Raw genomic sequence first — 16,643 nt, 5'->3', positions numbered from 1 at the left:
GTAAAAATATCCCTAGTAATGCGAGTGACTTTTAATGATAATGAGACTGCTTATCAATAAAACTCATTTGACCTTCTTCTTATAGTAAATGACTACAATTATGAATCTTTTAAAAACTAGCCTAGCGCTTGCGATCAGTTTGGTTGCAACGTCTTCGATGGCAAACAGCTTGGATCAAGCTCAATCAATTCAAAACAAGACCAATAACGCGTCGGCTTCGAGCCAAAAGGTTATTGATAAAAGCTCACAAGCGACTTTAATGCTGCAAGCTGAGATTGAGCGACTGCAAGAAGAAGTTAAAAACCTAGAAATCTATCACGATCACCTTGCTGCATTGGTTGAAAGCCAGAATCAAGAAGCTCAGAGCATTGAAGGGCAGATCGATGAAATTAAACTAACGCGTCAAGGTGTTGTGCCTTTAATGTACAAGATGATCGATGGCCTCCAAGAAGTTATTGAAAGTGATCTTCCTTTCAAGAAAAAGAGCCGTCTGCGTCGCGTTGAAAAGCTGAAAGCGATGATAACTCGTGCTGATGTCAGCGACGCTGAAAAATATCGCCGTATCTTAGAGGCGTATCAAATTGAAGTGGATTACGGTATTAAGCTCAGTTCTTATTCAAGCCGTGTCGAATTAAGTAAAGATAAAGTACTTGAAGTTGACGTTTTGCATCTTGGACGTATTTCACTAGTCGCTCGTAACTTGAATGGTACTCAATATTGGTCTTGGGACCAAAATAGCGCCCAATGGCAAGAGCTTGATTCTTCGATGAAATCTGAGTTAGACAAAGCGTATGATATTGCTAATAAGCAAGCATCTCCAAGCTTAATCACTTTACCTGTTTCTTTAACTGTTGCGGAGGTTAAGTAATGAACTTTAAGCCATTAGCAGCATTGCTTTGTATTACGTCCATTTCATTTTCTGCTTTCTCTGCATCAGACACGACTGCTCAGCTAGTTAATAAAGCAAAATCAGAAAGCCGCACTCAAGCTTCTCACAACGTGGTGCGTGAGGCTGACTTCAAAAAGACAGAACAAGAACTCAAAGCCATCAAAGCACAGCTTGATGCGAAACGTACATCGGTTCAAAACGCGACAGACGTTCTAACGAGTACATTCAGTGATAACGAAAATAAACTGGCTCGTTTAGAAGAGAAACTGCGTTTAGAGACTGGTAGCTTAGGTGAGTTGTTTGGAGTTGTAAGACAAAACGCGAAAGATCTCGATCATGAACTATCTGACACCGTTACTAATGTCGATCGAGCTGTTTACACAGAAACTGTTTATGACATCGTGGACGCTAAATCATTGCCTTCGATGTCTCAATTAACAGGCCTTTGGTTAAGCATGATGGAACAAATCAAAGCGAGCTCGGAGATAAGCAAATCGACTGTTGCTCTTGTTAATGATGAGGGAGTAACTGAAAGTGCAGAAGTTTATCGCCTTGGTTCTATTGGTTTGGTTGCAGAACCAGGTTACGTATGGTGGGACTCTAAGCACCAAGATGCGATTGTTTACTTGAAGCAGCCATCAAATGGTCCAACACTGGCGTCGCTTTCGACATTAGCTAATGGCGAAGTGTCTAACGTGGTAGTCGATCCCTCCCGTGGATTCATGCTAGATCAATTAGCTTTGGAACCAAGCCTAACTGACCGCCTTCAAGCGGGTGGTGTTGTTGGTAAAGTGATTCTTGGCTTGTTGGCAATTGGTTTAATCATCGCATTGGTTCGCGGTATTTCTTTGGCTATCGCTCGTCAGAAAATTCGCGCACAACTTAAGAACCCTGAACAAGCGGGTGACAACCCTCTGGGTCGCGTTCTTGCGGTTTACAACAAAGAACAAAACCAAACGGTTGAAGCACTTGAGCTACGTCTTTTAGAAGCGGTCGTTGATGAACAGACTCACCTAGAGAAAGGTTTGTCGATGCTGAAACTTCTAGCAGCGCTCGCACCTATGCTTGGCTTGTTGGGTACCGTAACCGGCATGATCGAAACATTCCAAGTGATTACACAGTTTGGCAATGGCGACCCTAAAGTGATGGCGGGTGGTATTTCGATGGCGCTTGTAACAACCGTACTTGGTCTTGTTGCTGCAATGCCACTACTACTGGCACATAACATTCTTAGCACTCAATCAGAGAACATTCGCAATATTCTTGAGAAACAAGGGATTGGCCTTGTTGCTGAACAGGCAGAAAAGACGGTTGAATCAAAACCTGTTGTTTCACCAGTTGGGACTGCTGCGTAATGGATATTTTGTCGGGTTCTCTATTACCAGCAAGTTGGTTAACGAGTGACTGGCTGCTGTCTTTATCAAGCTTTATGGAGCAGGGCGGTTTCGTCCTGTGGTGGCTAGCCGCTGTTGTCCTAGTGTATTGGGTGCTTGTGGTAGAACGCGTGCTTTATCTTGCGTTCTATTTTCCAAAGCAACGCCAAGCTTGGATTGCAAAGTGGCATGAAAGAGAAGATCACTCTTCTTGGCATGCTAAAGCCATTCGTGAAGGTTGGTTAGGCCAAGCGAGTATCTTACTTAACCAAAACTTGAATTTTATTAAGCTGTTAGTCGCTATTTGTCCTATGTTGGGCTTGTTAGGTACCGTTACCGGTATGATCTCTGTTTTTGATGTCATGGCGACTCAAGGAAGTAGTGACCCTAAATTGATGGCTTCAGGTATCTCGTTGGCAACACTGCCAACCATGGCAGGTATGGTTGCTGCATTAGCTGGCATGTTTGTTCACGCTCGTTTAGCGAAAGTGTGTAACCGCTTAGAATTGAAATTAGAAAAATCTTTAAGGAGTCAACGATGAGACTCGGTCGACGTCATTCTAAAAACGAAGAGGCTCAAATAGACCTTACTTCGATGCTTGATATTGTATTTATCATGCTTATTTTCTTTATTGTGACCAGTTCATTTGTTCGTGAATCAGGGGTTGAAGTCAATCGCCCACAAGCTTCTAACGTAGTAAGCCAAAAAGATGCGGGCATCTTTGTAGCGATTACTTCTGCGAATGACATCTTCATCGATAAACGTGTTGTTGATGTTGAGCGTGTCCAAGCAACGTTAGAACACTTGTTGCTAGAACAACCTGATGCTTCTTTGGTTATTCAAGCGGATGAACACGCTTACAACGGTACGGTTGTTAAAGTGATGGACGCTGCTAAAGGTGCGGGTGTTAAAAACATTGCGCTTGCTGCTGAAAAGCGATGATCTTGGAGGATCTTCATAAATGATTCGCCTATTTCTTGCTTTACCGCTAGCGGGCGCATTGGGCTTAGCTCTGTTTTCTTTTATGGCTTGGATGGTCGATAATGGCCACCAACGTTCACCAGATAATAGTGAGACGTTAAGTTTCAATATGGTGATGGTGGAACAAGAACAAGAAGTCCAAAGAAGACAGCGTGCAGTCCCTGAAAAACCAGAAATGCCAGAGCCGCCACCGGAAGCGAAAACGTCTCAGTCACAAGCTGAAGTTACGCCTCTGAATTCGATGTCTTCACTGCCGTCATTGGATTTGAATACATCGGTTGATGGCCTAGCGATTAACGCGCCGACATTTTCTGATTTTGGGTCAAACCAACAGGCAATGCCTCTGTATCGAGTAGAACCTCGTTACCCAGCGAAGGCGCTTAAGCGTGGCGCTGAAGGTCATGTCATTATGTCTTTTACTATCGATGAGACGGGGCGCCCAGTTGATATTCAAGTCACTGACGCAAACCCACGTCGTATGTTTGAACGTGAAGCGATGAGAGCACTTAAAAAATGGAAATATCAACCGAAAGTCGTCGATGGAAAAGCGATAGCTCAGGTTGGTCAAACCGTGAAACTAGAGTTTAAGTTGGCAAAATGATGAAACAGATATGGATATTAGTGGGCTTGTTGTTAATGCCCCTTACAACACAAGCAAAAGAACTAACTCAATATACTGCCATTCGTGTTCAAAAGGCGCACAAGCTTGCTCAAGATGAACAGGTTAAACAGGCGATTGACGTTCTTGCAGGCTTGGAGCTTTCTAAAGGCTACGACAAAGCATACGTAGCTCGTATGCTTGGTGTATTTTACTGGCAAGATGGCAAAACCGACACGGCAATTAAGCAGCTTACTTATGCGGTCGACAGCAATTTACTCGTTGATGAACAGGCTTGGATAACGAAGCGCATGCTGGCTGATTTGTTGTTGAACGATCAGCAGTTTAAAAACGCGCTTCCGCACTATTACGAGTTAGTGAAAACAGCGCCAGAAAAAGAAAAGAAAGACACGCTTTGGATGCGCATTGCACAAGCTGAATACCAAATTGAAAACTGGTCGAAAGTCTTAGTTGCCATCGGTAATCGAGACAAATTCAATTCAAAAGCAGAGTTGTCGCCTCTATCGCTAAAATTGGGCGCACAGCTTCAGTTAAAACAGTGGAAGCAGTCTATTCCGACACTGGAAAGCCTCATTGAACTTCAACCAGAGAAAGATAACTGGTGGCGTCAACTTGTCGGTATTCAGCTAAGATTGGAACGTAATCGTGATGCATTGAACACGTTAGCACTGGCTGATTTACAGGGCGTTGAGCTTAAAAATTCGGATCGCCGTTTATTAGCACAGCTTTATGCCAAACGAGGTATTCCAGAGCGAGCTGCTGAAGAAATAAGTAAGTTAGATGACGCGAACAGCGATGTTCAACTTCTGGCTGAGCAAGCAACTTACTGGCAGCTAGCTAAAGAGTGGGACAATGCCATTGAAGTGTGGACGTTAGCGTCTAAAAAAGACACTCAATACCACTGGAATGTGGCGCAGCTATTGGTTCAGCAAGGTTACTACGACCGTGCGTTGGTTGTTTTAGACAAAGTGAAAGACAAAACCAAACAAGCCGACGTTGCTTTAGCGAAAGTGCGTTCATGGTACAAGTTAAAGAATCTTGATAACGCCCTTGCTCAAGCCAAGCGTGCGAACAACATTGAACCTTCTTCTGAAGCAAAAGGTTGGATTAAATATCTTACTCAGCTACGAACAGTCAGTGATAACGGAAACGTCTAACCGCTCATAGCAAACAGAAGACAAGAAACAGCACATTAGAAACAAGAAAAGCAAAAGGGTGTCATTTGATCGTTCAAATGACACCTTTTTTTATATATTGAATAAAATTGAGCCTTAGTGTTTCATTAGGCCTTGCTGTTTGAGCGAGGTATGAGCAAAGGCAAAGTTAAGGGCTACACATCTCGCCACTGTGCGATCCCGCGATGATCATTCCGTTTTGGTCAACAACCCAGTTGATAGTGCAGTCACGATAGGGGTTTTTGAAAGCATGTTGTGTTTCGCCATTCTCGAGTGGGGTTTGAGTTTCTACCCAAGCAAACGTGCGCGACTCCCAAAATGAAACAGCTTGAGAGTGAGGCGTTAAATACAACTTTTGGGCGTCGGCAATATTGGAGCCGATATAACTCTCGATATGTTCGTCAGTGCCGATAATCTGGCTAGTACAAGCCGTTACCAACAGGGTAAAAGCTAAAATAATAATACGCATTTCAAAATCCTTTTAAACATGTATCGCCATGCTCGTTTTATAGACAATAAGCTTAAACTACTCTTGAACAGATCGTGATGTTAATGATCTTGATAGTGATCTCAGTTCTAAATACTTCCAGTTTTCCTTTCTTAAATGCACGGTGTATCCACCTATTGCTTTCTATCGATGATCTTTGGGTTGAATCACATTGACGTTTGTCCCCTTGATTGACGTTTGAAACTGTTATTACCGCCAGCTCTAAACGTTAACAAGATTTACATGTTAACAGAGTAGATAAGCAGTTCGATTACTTCCCTTGTAATGTTATGTAAATTTGCTTACGCCGCTCGGCAAACGTAAACAATGTAAATTGAATGCCAATACGAATGATTATCAACTAAATTGACGCCATAAAATTTATAGGTATTGGTTTGTATGTCGTTAAAAAGTAGGGCGGTTCAATCATGGGCTCGTCGACTTCATGTTTATATTTCAATGGCGCTTCTGTTCGTTGTTCTTTTCTTCTCAGTGACAGGTATCACCCTTAATCGACCTGAGTTATTTGAATCAACTCAACCCAATATCCAACGGTCAACGTTAACGCTTCCTACAAGTTTATTCTCAATCCAAGACGGGCGATTACAAGCCGATGAAACGGCCTTTGAAACGTTTCTGTTTGAAGAAGCCAATCTGTCTGGCGTTCCTTCAGGCTTGGACATCTACGCCGAGATTGAAGATGGAGAGTTGCTCATCGGTGAAGTGTCTATGGACTTCAAAGGACCAGGCTACAACGCCTCTGTGTTCGTTGACGTGGCGTCTGAAATGGTGGAAGTCGAAACCACCAATTACGGCGTTATCGCACTTTTGAACGATCTACACAAAGGCCGTAACAGCGGTGAAGTTTGGAAGTGGTTCATCGATATCACAGCGCTACTGATGATCTTCTTTGTACTTACAGGCGTGTGCTTACTGTTACCTAAGAAAAAAACACTGAATACCTCCATTAAATGGACGGTATTTGGTTCTGCAATCTCACTTGCTATCTATTTTGTCGCCGTACCTTAACTATTAGTTAGCGTGATGAATCAGGTTGATGAGTCTGCTTGATGAATCAGCCTGAAGAACGAACTAAAGGTTAAACGGATTTAAAAGGTTGTTAAACATGAAAAAAATGAACTGGAGCAAGGCGCTTCTTGCTTTATCTCTTTTGCCAAGCCTAGGTATGGCACAAGCGATCCCTGATACGGCAAAACTTGATGTGAACTTTAAGCTTCCAAAGATTGATACCTCTATGTACGCGCGTCCTTATGTGGCGGTGTGGGTAGAGAACAGCGAACGAAAGTCAGTGAAAACCATTGAGCTTTGGGTCGGTAAAGATGAATGGCTTAAAGACTTACGTAGCTGGTGGAGAAAAGTTGGGCGTTACGATCGTGAACTGGTTGATGCTGTGACGTCTGCAACGCGTCCTGCTGGCCAGTACCGTTTCGTTTGGGATGGTAAGAGCGATGACGGCCAAGCTCTAGAGCAAGGCGAATACACGGTTCATATCGAGGTTGTGCGTGAACACGGCGGCCGTAATTACCTTCGTCAAAAAGTATCGCTAACGGATGTAAATGCTTCTTATGAGCTAAAGGCGACAGAAGAGACGGGTGAAATCACTCTGAACTACATCGCTAAATAGTAAGTGCGAATAGCAAAAGCAAACTCAACAGAATAGACAGTCGTCATCGTAGGCTCAGATAGAGCGACACGGCTAACAATTATAAATAATGGAATTGAACATGATGAAACAGACAAAAATTAAGGCACTTGCACTAGCGGGTGTGATGGCATTCGGCCTAGCAGCAACGACAACAGCGCAAGCTCACCCACGTTGGATCCTGCCGTCTCACTTTACCGTGTCTAAAGAAGGCGGTGACTGGCTAACGTTCGACGTTACTGCATCTCACGGTACGTTCGTTTTCGATAAGCCAGCAGGCAGTGAAAACGCACATGTCATCATGCCTGATGGCCGTAGCGAGCGTCCTAACTTTGTTGTTCGCGGTAAACGTCGTTCAATCTTCGATTTCTACTTTGAAGAAGAAGGTACACACAAAGTTGCGATCAACAACCAGCCATCTTACTACACACAGTACAAAGCGGGTCGTCGTGACACAGTGAAATGGATCAAAGCAAACAAAGCGGAACGTGATTCAGTTCTTCCTGAAAAGTCGCGTGACGTGGTAACACAAATCAGCTTCACTCGTGCAGAAAGCTACATCACAGTAGGTAAGCCATCGGATTCAGTCTTCAAAATTGAAGGCAAGCTACTTGAAATGAAGCCAGTAACGCACCCTTCAGACATCATTGAAGGCGAACCGGTGACATTCCAATTCTTCTACAACGGTGAAATTCAAAAAGACGTGAAAGCGGAAATCACTCGTGAAGGCACGCTTTACCGCAACCACCAAGAACAGATTGATGTAGTGAGTGATGAGAACGGCGAAATCACATTCACTCCAGACGTGGCTGGTCGTTACGTAATGAAAGCGAACTACAAAGGTGAGTTGATTGACAACCCACTGGCAGACAAAGCAAGCGCGAACGTTCACCTAACGTTCGAAGCACTGCTTCAATAATCTGTGATGTCGGGGCTAGATCCCTGATTAAGCAACCAAAAAACTTAAGGGCTCATTTGAGCCCTTTATCGCTCAGTTTACTACTGAGAATTTGCACTGTGGCTAGGGTATGAACCATGACAATAAAAACAAAACTTAACGCTTTAATGACTCCTTGCTTAGCTCTAGGACTTGGTTTCGCTGCATTACCTGCACAAGCTCACTTTCCACTGATGAGCTGCTGGTTTGAAGGCAAAACCGTGGCTTGCGAAGCGGGCTATTCAGACGGTAGCAAAGCGATTGATTACGCGGTTCAGATGTACGACTACGAAGACAACTTGATTGCAAAAGAGATGACGGATAAGCGCTCCATCGTTGAGTTTCCAAACCCAGATACTGAGTTTTACCTTGTGTTTGATTCAGGCCACGAGTTTCCTGTTGAAGTCGACGTTGTTGAGATCAGCGAAAAATGATGATCCAAGGCGTACGTGCTGATACGGGTGGCAGAGAAGGTAAATGGGTAGGGCTGATCATTGTATTCATCCTGAGCTTTGCCACGGTCGCGATCCCATTTCATCAAGCAGAATCCCATGCGAAAGTGGTACTTGATCATCAAATTCTGGTGACTGATGTTGAACAAGAAAACTTGGCAATGTTGTCAGAGCTGCGTTTAGCACATGAAGAAATTCGTGACCTGCGTATGGACTCAGACGGTGAATGGCCAAGTGTTGTGTCACTTAAGGATGAATGGGTCGCGCCATTTGTTGAAGATCAGAGTTGGAAGCGCAAAGGTTATCATACTTGGTTATTGGACGAGCGTGGTTACTACTTTTCTACGCCAAGTGAATACGCGACACCAAGTGAACAAGCTACATCAAGTGAAGATACTGCACCAAGTGAATATGCTGCACAAAGCGAACATGGCTTTGCTGACTCCTTTATTTTAAACGCCAACAGCGTTTCACCTGAAATCTGGATTTTCTTTGGTGGTGTAGCGAAACAGCCAGCTACTTTTGACCAACACACGCTTGAGTCTACTGGTTGGAAATTGGTGGTGAATGAGTCAGAAGTTGCTGATCAGCATGATGCTTCTTCTCATTAACCCCAGATTCTCGAAAAACAGAATGTTCAAAAATAATAAGAGATTTACTATGCGAATTATGACTCTGTTCATGTCGTTATTGGCGGTGTTAATGACACCCAATGCACTGGCAAAAGAATACAAGATCGATAGCGATAAGCTGACGATTGGTATCACGCTTCAACCTTACTACAGCTACGTAAAAGCGGTAGTGGGTGACAAAGTGAACATCCTTCCTTTGGTTGATGCTGGCTTTAATCCGCATAACTACTTACCACAACCGAACGACTTAAAGCGATTAAGCCAGATGGACGCCATCGTGGTAAACGGTATTGGTCATGATGACTTCGCACTAAAAGTAATTTCAGCCGCGCAACGTGATGACTTAGTGGTGATCGAAGCAAACAAAGAAGTGCCTCTACTTCCCGCATTAGGCCAGTCTGTTGGTCAAGGTGCTGTGAACCCGCATACCTTTGTTGGACTTTCTACAACCATCCAGAAGGTTTATACCATCGCCAGTGAAGTCTCTAAGCTCGACCCAGACAATGCGGCGTTTTATCGAAAAAACGCGCGTAAGTACGCCAAGCAATTTCGCTTTATGAAGCGTGATGCGATGTTGTCATTAGGCGAACTCGATACTTCAGGCATGAAAGTGGCGACCACGCACAATGCGTATGGGTACATTCTGCAAGAGTTTGGTGTAGATGTGGCAGCGGTGATTGAGCCTGCACACGGTGTTGAACCGAGTGCTAGCCAACTGCAAGAGACGATTGAAAAGATCCGCGCATCAGGTATTGATGTTCTGTTCTATGAGCTCAACATGCCAAACCGTTTTGTTGACACCATCGAAGCGGAAACAGGTGTTCAGCTTTACCGTTTTTCTCACATGACGCATGGCGAATATGAAGACGACAAAGTCGAAGTTGAGATGAAGAAGAACCTCGAGACGTTAATCGAAGCAATGAAATTTGCGGCGGCGAACCAAGCTAAGAGCGGGAACGCATAATGCTAGGTCCTTCAATTTCAATCAATCAACTTGGTCTGCAATACGACAACAACGTCATTCTTGACGATATCTCACTAGAACTTAAAGCGGGTCAGTGCCATGTGATCATGGGGCCAAACGGCGGAGGCAAAACGTCTTTGCTGCGCTCTGTTCTTGGCCTTACGCCTTTCTCTGGGCAAATTAATATTCATTGGCCAGAAAAGCCAAGTATTGGTTACGTTCCTCAAAAAGCGACCTTCGAATCGAGCTTGCCTTTGACGGTCATGGATTTCGTGTTGCTTAACCAAACTCGAATTCCGCTATTTTGGCGTCGTAAGTCCAAGCAATTGGATCTTGCATTAGCACAATTGGATCGCGTCGGTATGGCGACACGTAGCGATCGCCGAATGGGACAGTTGTCGGGTGGTGAGCAGCAACGTGTGTTGTTTGCTCAAGCGCTATTGGATAACCCAAGTTTGTTGGTGTTGGATGAACCTACGACTGGTATGGATGAGCAGGGCGTTCGTTATTTAGAATCGCTAGTTCGTGAATGCGTTGACGAAGGTCGCACGATTCTTGCCGTTCACCATGATGTAACCGCAGTGCGTCGCCTAGAGGCTAATGTACATGTTGTGAATCGATTCTTGGTGGATAGTGGTCCACATGAACAGGTACTACACCCAAGTAAGATTGAAAGCTTGTTCCAGCACTACAGCAGTGGCGTAGCTATCGTTAAATCGAAGGAGGTTGCGTAATGGATTGGTTACGACAACTTGCCATAAGTGGCGTTGAAGCGGGTTGGTTATCAAACAGCTTCATGTACGCGTTCATGGTGAATGCTTTGGTTGCGGCGCTATTACTTGGCCCGTTATTAGGTGGCCTTGGTACTTTGGTGATTGCAAAGCGTCTGGCTTTCTTCTCTGAAGCGGTAGGTCACGCTGCATTAACCGGTATTGCTATCGGTGTTTTGCTTGGTGAGCCACCAGAAAACCCAATTATTGGTCTGTTCAGTTTCTGTATGATCTTTGCTTTGCTTCTTCATTTTGTAAGAAACAGAACCAATGTGCCATACGATACTTTAGTCGGCGTTTTCCTTGCGCTCGCTTTAGCGGTCGGCGCGGCATTGTTGATGTACGTGGCGCGTAAGATCAACATTCACATGCTTGAAAACGTGCTGTTTGGCTCGATTCTCACGGTAACAGATCAAGACTTAGCAATCCTCGTAGGCAGCTGCGCACTCATCATTTTGCTCTTGATACCGACGTTCAACCGTATTCTTCTCACTTGTATTAGCCCTGATATTGCCAAGGTTCGTGGCTATAACACCAGCTTTTATGACTACTTGTTTGTCATGATGATTACTTTGGTGACGATTGCAGCAGTGAAGATCGTGGGTGCGGTTCTTGTTGGGGCATTACTGCTCATCCCAGGCGCGACGGCTCGACTGTTGACAAAACGCATGGGCAGCTTTGTTTTGCTTTCTGCGTTGCTGGCAACCATCGCGTGTTTGGTCGGAACGGTATTACCGATGGAGCTTAAACTGCCAGTGCCATCGGGCGCTTCAATCATCATCGTTTCTGCAACGTTTTTCCTAGCGGCGACGCTATATCGAATTATAAGAAAGGCATAACCATGACTTCTTTGATGAATCGTATTTCAAGCTCAGTAAAAACAGCGACTCAAGTGAGTGCACTTAGTAGTCTATTGTTGGTTGGCTCAATGGTGTCTATCAGCGCTAATGCTGAAGATATCCTCACCAGTACGCCTGTGACTTATGCGCTAGCGACAGAGCTAACCAAAGGCACAGACATTACGACTGAATATCTACCACCAAAACGCTACGGTATTGATCGTCTGCCTAACTGGTTTGGTACTAAGGGGGCGAGCAAAGTCCTTCAATCAGGAGAAAAGGCGACCGTTGCTCTAACGCTGTCATCTATCTGGCAAGCTGATCCTACATTTGTATACGCAAGACAAGGCAACATCCATTTGGTTGAGGTGGATGCTGCTCAAGCGATTACACCGCGCGCGCAAGGTGTCGCTGCGCTGACGTTATCAAATGGTGAAGTGTCTAAATACGCGTGGTTAAACCCAACCAATCTAACGCGTATGGCGGCAATTGTGGCTGATGACTTTAAGTTGTTGTGGTCGGCGCAAGCTGAGACCATTGATAGCAACCTACAACGCGTGATGCTTGATGTTCGTGAACTGATTAACAAGCAACAAGCGGTGTTATTGGATAACGACGTAGATTCAGTACTGTTGCTTTCAGAAAGCTTGGAAGATTTTGCTTCTGGTAGCCAACTGTTTGTTGAAGAGCGTATGTTCAAAGCAGAACTGGAATGGACAGAGCAAGACAAAGCGAAACTCAAAGCCATGTTTTCAGAAGACGATGCACTCTGGTTAGTCACAGCGAAAAAGCCAACGACGTTGATTAAGTCACTGGTACCGAATGAGCGAATTCTTGTTGTTGATTCCGTAGACCGTTGGGGAAGAGCAGGGATTAACACAAACGCGCCCTTTGCTCGCTGGGAAGTTGAGCCTTTCAAAGGTTAAGTGGCTAAAACAAGTTAGCTAATAAACCGTTAGCTAATAAACAGCTCGTTCAAAAAACACGATCAAAAAAGCAGCCCAAATAGAGGCTGCTTTTTTTGTTCTTGTCCGTTGGCTCTGGTCAGAGTGCTGGGCAAGAGTACTGCGAGTTTAAAACTTACTCTGCAGCTTTTGTCTCTTTAGTTTCGATACCAGCTTCTTCCGATTCAACAGAAGCTTCAACTGTGCCTTCAGCTTGCTCTTGAGCGGCTTTCGCTTGCTCTTCAGCTTCCATTTTTGCGCGGTCAGCTTTAGAAATATAGCGAGGCTTGTTGCTACCATGCAGTTTAGACGTCGCCTGTTTCTGTCTTTTCTTTAGAATTTGATTGATTTTTTTCTTACGGTTCATTGCTGCATAGCCTTGTATTTAGTTTATGCGGTGGAGGATAATCATTTTAGATCTAGAACTCAATATTTACATGCTATCCAGCAAGGAAAATATCACTATGCAGGCAGTCGAAACCGCACGCTTACGATTAAGAATGATCGCACCTCAAGATGCGGCGTTTATTCAGCGATTATATAGCTCAGAAGATTTCTTACGTTACATCGGAGACAAGGAAATTACAGATACTGGCAAGGCTGTTGAATACATCGAAAACAACATTCTTAAGATGTATAGAGAGAAGGGTGTGTGTTTACTGATGGTCGAGATTAAAGCGTCTTCAACGCCAATCGGTGTCTGTGGTTTGATTAAAAGAGATACACTAGAGGCGCATGATATTGGTTATGGTTTTGTACCTGAAGTCTATGGCCAAGGTTATGCAAGGGAAGCGGCACAAGCGATAATTGAACAAGCTCAACATAATGCTGATATCGATCATTTAGTTGCCATCACGACCTCTGATAATATTCGAAGCATCGCACTGCTGACTAAGTTGGGTTTTGTGTTTGAGCGAGTTGAAGAGGCGATCAATGAAAGCGTCAATCTCAACCTGTATGGTCTCTCATTAGGTAATTAATCATGTTCAAACATAACAACATTCTACAAGGTGAACTCGCAACGGAGTACAAAACCGTTATTGCGATGGTGCACATCTATTGCAAAGATCATCACGGTGCTGTTCGTTTGGACAACGCGTTATGTGAAGAGTGCGAACAACTGTTGCGTTATGCTGAAACACGACTTGATCGCTGTCCTTATGGCGAGGCGAAGCCAACCTGCAATAAGTGTCCGATTCATTGCTATAAGCCTGACCCTAAAGAGCAGATGCGTTTAGTGATGCGATATGCTGGACCAAGAATGTTACTCAAGCATCCGATTTTAGCGATCAGACACTTGATACATGAAAAACGAAAAGTGCCTGAGAAGCCATTGCCGAATGTGTCGAACCGCCATATCCGAATGAACAAAAAGTAACGTATTGTTTGCAGTGGAAAACGGTTTAGAAATAAGAAAGGTCTGATTTCTCAGACCTTTTTGTTTTTATATTCGATGACTAAACCTAGAACGTAAGAGATTACGCGGCTTGAGGCTCTTCGTAGGTAACCGTCAGGTTATTGATCCAGCGTCGGCTCAAGTATCGGTGTGAACAGATGGCCAGTTTCACCACTTCTTCTACCAACATCAGACCATAGATGTATTTGAAATCCCATCCAGCGACAAATGCGCCGTAAACACACACTGGAATCCCAACCATCCACATCGCGATGAAATCCATTCGCAGGCAAAAAGCGTTATCACCACCAGCACGAATAATACCGTTAATGATCACCATGTTGAGCATACGAATGACTACCGCAAAACACATAATAGTCATTGCAGGTGCAGCGAGTGGGTACAATGCATCGGTAGAAAGGTTTAGCCATGATAGAATATGTTCTTTACCCATAAACAGTAGCAACCCAACGACCGCGCCAAAACCAACGACGGCTTTAATGAATGTTAGACCCATGCTCATCGCGTCATCAAATTCATCACGGCCTAATGAATGCCCTAACAAAACAGAACACGCCACTGAGATACCAAAGAAGATCGAGTAACACAGCGATTCAAATGGTGCGAGCATCGAAAACACCGCAAGCTCAGTCGTGCCCATGTGACCGAAAATCATTTGATATGCCATGGTACCCATTGCCCACAACACAGCATTCATCGTCAACGGCAAAGCAATGCGACGGTAAGACAACCACAATGACGGGCGATGTGGTGAGCTCGGTGTCGTTAATAGCCAATGTTTACGCATACGCATGTAGCTATACATTAAGCCCACTTGAATCAATCGCGCTAAGGTTGTCGCCAATGCCGCACCTGCGACGCCCATTGCTGGAATGCCGAAAGCACCTTTAATAAGAACGAAGTTAAGCGCAATGTTGAGTGCGATGGTAACGCCGCCTAATAATAGCGGAGTTACGGTGTCTCCTGATGAGCGCATACTTGCTTCTACCACGACAACAATGTGAGTCAGAAGTAGAACAGGGAAGCCATACCATAGGTAAGTCGCGCCAAGTTCAATCACGGTTTGATCGCTGGTTTGCAACATCATTAAAAACTGAGAACCAAGAGTGATGATTGCAGTAACAGGCAGCAGAACTTTTAAGCCAAATATCATCGCAATCGATGATACTGTTCGTGCGCTTTTTCGGTCATTCTTTCCCCAGTATTGAGCGACTAATGTACCGTTTGCTGAGGCCAACCCTGCCATAATCATAATAGCAACGAAGTGCCATTTTGACGCAATTCCCACAGCTGCAGCTGCTTCCATACCATAATCACTGACCATTAATACGTCAGCAAGGGCAAGAATAGCGACAAGCGCACTTTGCAAAGCAACAGGTAAACCAAGTTTAACGATACGAGGTAAGATGCTCTCTGGCTTGTTATTCATAGATGAGTTAGGGTTGATGTTAGTTGTCATAAGCTCTCCGATTTATGGCAGAACTATAGTGTTTTGAGCGAAGTAACAACATGTTTAAAAAACAACAAAACCTGTGCGAATCCGTCATTGAATCAATGAAGCCAAAATCCACTTGGCACGATGACGTTTTTCTTGCCGAACAGTGCAAAGAACGTTTTTTGACCGTTGAAGATGTCCCAGAGATGAAAAGCTTTGGTGTCTATATGGGCGGTATGGCAAAGCTATACGATGGTTATTGGGTTGAGCGAGAATCCGTCAATGTTCATACGTTGATTTTTACTCAAGAAGGGGGTGGAATTCTAACCACTTCAACCTCGGTACAAGCGATTACGCCTTATACGCTGGTGGTTCTTCCTGCCGAAACCCCATTTCGTTTTGAACTCGATCCTCAATATAATTATTGGAAAATGGCGTGGATGCTGACGCCTGATACGCAGCAATGGCAGCACATAGCAAGTTTAGGTCAGGGGATAGTGCCGTTCGGAGAGTGTGAGCAGATCTGGTCATTAATGAACTTGGTTTACTTTGAGATAGGCGGTAGAGCCAGTTACCGTAAGTTGCTTTTGAGTGAAATCATCCGAACATTGACGGGGTTTGAACCCAAATCGACCAGCACCACCGCACGTGTTCAAGCGCTCTATAACGAGATTGAAAGCAGTCTGCACCAGCCATGGACAGTGGCAGGGATGGCCGAAAGGGTGTTCATCAGTGAAGAGCAGCTCAATAGAGTCACCAAGACGCTATTCAACCTCTCACCACGCAGTAAATTGATTCAATTGCGCATGGATAAAGCCACCAGTTTGCTGAAATATCAAGATTGGTCTGTCTCTATGATTGCCAACCGTTTAGGCTACAAAGATCCTTATAACTTCTCACATCGCTTTAAAAAACATTTTGGTCTGTCACCCAGCCAATATCGAAAAAGCCATCGACTTCTTGGTTAGCCTTGCTTATTTCCTCGATCAATTACGCAAGATCAAGCTTTGCAGTAATATTACTGTATTGAGCTATCTATTAATTTAGTATTTTTGCTCTATTCGA

At 44.3% G+C, this 16,643-nt stretch carries 21 protein-coding genes; 18 read left to right on the top strand and 3 right to left on the bottom strand.

Annotation, left to right across the window (positions count from 1 at the left end; translation table 11 throughout):
* The first annotated feature begins 100 nt into the window (after positions 1-100).
* From AACT19_RS20275 to AACT19_RS20250, 6 genes are read left to right on the top strand one after another with little or no spacing between them, the layout of a single operon-like run.
* On the top strand, positions 101-868 hold the full coding sequence (locus AACT19_RS20275) for a DUF3450 domain-containing protein (protein WP_017090377.1): 768 nt from the start codon (positions 101-103) through the stop codon (positions 866-868).
* Positions 868-2,244, top strand: a complete 1,377-nt coding sequence (locus tag AACT19_RS20270) for a MotA/TolQ/ExbB proton channel family protein (RefSeq protein ID WP_076648474.1) — start codon at positions 868-870, stop codon at positions 2,242-2,244. The genes AACT19_RS20275 and AACT19_RS20270 overlap by 1 nt, the downstream gene beginning before the upstream one ends.
* Positions 2,244-2,804: a MotA/TolQ/ExbB proton channel family protein gene (locus tag AACT19_RS20265; protein WP_010429842.1), complete on the top strand. Its 561-nt coding sequence runs from the start codon at positions 2,244-2,246 to the stop codon at positions 2,802-2,804. The genes AACT19_RS20270 and AACT19_RS20265 overlap by 1 nt, the downstream gene beginning before the upstream one ends.
* The gene (locus AACT19_RS20260) at positions 2,801-3,205 is read left to right on the top strand and encodes an ExbD/TolR family protein (RefSeq protein WP_004731145.1); all 405 of its coding nucleotides are present in this window, start codon (positions 2,801-2,803) and stop codon (positions 3,203-3,205) included. Before AACT19_RS20265 ends, AACT19_RS20260 begins: the two co-directional genes overlap by 4 nt.
* 19 nt (positions 3,206-3,224) lie before the next feature.
* Positions 3,225-3,845 (top strand): energy transducer TonB, encoded by a 621-nt coding sequence (locus AACT19_RS20255; RefSeq protein ID WP_017093558.1) that lies wholly within the window; start codon positions 3,225-3,227, stop codon positions 3,843-3,845.
* Complete coding sequence (locus tag AACT19_RS20250) at positions 3,842-5,020, top strand: tetratricopeptide repeat protein (RefSeq protein WP_076648472.1); 1,179 nt, start codon at positions 3,842-3,844, stop codon at positions 5,018-5,020. Before AACT19_RS20255 ends, AACT19_RS20250 begins: the two co-directional genes overlap by 4 nt.
* Before the next feature lie 166 nt (positions 5,021-5,186).
* Here AACT19_RS20250 and AACT19_RS20245 read toward each other — a convergent pair whose 3' ends face one another.
* Complete coding sequence (locus tag AACT19_RS20245) at positions 5,187-5,507, bottom strand: hypothetical protein (protein ID WP_076648470.1); 321 nt, start codon at positions 5,505-5,507, stop codon at positions 5,187-5,189.
* A gap of 417 nt (positions 5,508-5,924) precedes the next feature.
* Between AACT19_RS20245 and AACT19_RS20240 the strand changes: the two genes are divergently transcribed.
* The 9 genes from AACT19_RS20240 to AACT19_RS20200 all read left to right on the top strand — a co-directional run bounded on the left by AACT19_RS20240 (position 5,925) and on the right by AACT19_RS20200 (position 12,708).
* The gene (locus AACT19_RS20240) at positions 5,925-6,554 is read left to right on the top strand and encodes a PepSY-associated TM helix domain-containing protein (RefSeq protein WP_076648468.1); all 630 of its coding nucleotides are present in this window, start codon (positions 5,925-5,927) and stop codon (positions 6,552-6,554) included.
* Positions 6,555-6,651: 97 nt separating this feature from the next.
* The gene (locus AACT19_RS20235) at positions 6,652-7,170 is read left to right on the top strand and encodes a DUF2271 domain-containing protein (protein WP_017093561.1); all 519 of its coding nucleotides are present in this window, start codon (positions 6,652-6,654) and stop codon (positions 7,168-7,170) included.
* A 100-nt stretch (positions 7,171-7,270) separates the two neighbouring features.
* Positions 7,271-8,107: a DUF4198 domain-containing protein gene (locus AACT19_RS20230; RefSeq protein WP_076648466.1), complete on the top strand. Its 837-nt coding sequence runs from the start codon at positions 7,271-7,273 to the stop codon at positions 8,105-8,107.
* A 116-nt stretch (positions 8,108-8,223) separates the two neighbouring features.
* Positions 8,224-8,559, top strand: a complete 336-nt coding sequence (locus AACT19_RS20225; RefSeq protein WP_054542419.1) for a hypothetical protein — start codon at positions 8,224-8,226, stop codon at positions 8,557-8,559.
* A complete protein-coding gene (locus AACT19_RS20220) occupies positions 8,556-9,188 on the top strand; it encodes a DUF6162 family protein (RefSeq protein WP_076648464.1) in 633 nt (210 codons plus the stop codon). The genes AACT19_RS20225 and AACT19_RS20220 overlap by 4 nt, the downstream gene beginning before the upstream one ends.
* A gap of 49 nt (positions 9,189-9,237) precedes the next feature.
* Complete coding sequence (locus tag AACT19_RS20215; protein WP_076648462.1) at positions 9,238-10,173, top strand: metal ABC transporter solute-binding protein, Zn/Mn family; 936 nt, start codon at positions 9,238-9,240, stop codon at positions 10,171-10,173.
* A complete protein-coding gene (locus AACT19_RS20210; RefSeq protein ID WP_076648460.1) occupies positions 10,173-10,907 on the top strand; it encodes a metal ABC transporter ATP-binding protein in 735 nt (244 codons plus the stop codon). Before AACT19_RS20215 ends, AACT19_RS20210 begins: the two co-directional genes overlap by 1 nt.
* Positions 10,907-11,782, top strand: coding sequence for a metal ABC transporter permease (locus tag AACT19_RS20205; RefSeq protein WP_076648459.1), 876 nt, complete (start codon positions 10,907-10,909; stop codon positions 11,780-11,782). The genes AACT19_RS20210 and AACT19_RS20205 overlap by 1 nt, the downstream gene beginning before the upstream one ends.
* Positions 11,783-11,784: 2 nt before the next feature.
* Complete coding sequence (locus tag AACT19_RS20200) at positions 11,785-12,708, top strand: ABC transporter substrate-binding protein (protein WP_076648457.1); 924 nt, start codon at positions 11,785-11,787, stop codon at positions 12,706-12,708.
* Positions 12,709-12,862: 154 nt separating this feature from the next.
* Here AACT19_RS20200 and AACT19_RS20195 read toward each other — a convergent pair whose 3' ends face one another.
* The gene (locus AACT19_RS20195; protein WP_004731171.1) at positions 12,863-13,093 is read right to left on the bottom strand and encodes a DUF2986 domain-containing protein; all 231 of its coding nucleotides are present in this window, start codon (positions 13,091-13,093) and stop codon (positions 12,863-12,865) included.
* Positions 13,094-13,190: 97 nt separating this feature from the next.
* Here AACT19_RS20195 and AACT19_RS20190 point away from each other — a divergent pair, with 97 nt between their 5' ends.
* Both AACT19_RS20190 and AACT19_RS20185 read left to right on the top strand, forming a co-directional pair.
* Entirely contained in the window at positions 13,191-13,706 is a 516-nt protein-coding gene (locus tag AACT19_RS20190; protein WP_076648455.1) for a GNAT family N-acetyltransferase, read from the top strand.
* A gap of 2 nt (positions 13,707-13,708) precedes the next feature.
* Positions 13,709-14,104 (top strand): nitrous oxide-stimulated promoter family protein, encoded by a 396-nt coding sequence (locus tag AACT19_RS20185; protein ID WP_076648453.1) that lies wholly within the window; start codon positions 13,709-13,711, stop codon positions 14,102-14,104.
* Positions 14,105-14,204: 100 nt separating this feature from the next.
* On the opposite strand, the gene AACT19_RS20180 is transcribed toward AACT19_RS20185, so the two are convergent.
* A complete protein-coding gene (locus AACT19_RS20180; RefSeq protein WP_076648451.1) occupies positions 14,205-15,602 on the bottom strand; it encodes an MATE family efflux transporter in 1,398 nt (465 codons plus the stop codon).
* Between the two features lie 50 nt (positions 15,603-15,652).
* Between AACT19_RS20180 and AACT19_RS20175 the strand changes: the two genes are divergently transcribed.
* On the top strand, positions 15,653-16,546 hold the full coding sequence (locus AACT19_RS20175) for a helix-turn-helix transcriptional regulator (RefSeq protein WP_076648449.1): 894 nt from the start codon (positions 15,653-15,655) through the stop codon (positions 16,544-16,546).
* The last annotated feature ends 97 nt before the right edge of the window (positions 16,547-16,643 follow it).

Origin of the sequence: Vibrio sp. 10N.222.47.A9 (assembly GCF_963872585.1) — a bacterium.
GTDB classification, from domain to species: Bacteria; Pseudomonadota; Gammaproteobacteria; order Enterobacterales; family Vibrionaceae; genus Vibrio; species Vibrio splendidus.
Note: the sequence above shows the minus strand (reverse complement) of the source record. Positions and strands in the feature narration are given on the sequence as shown.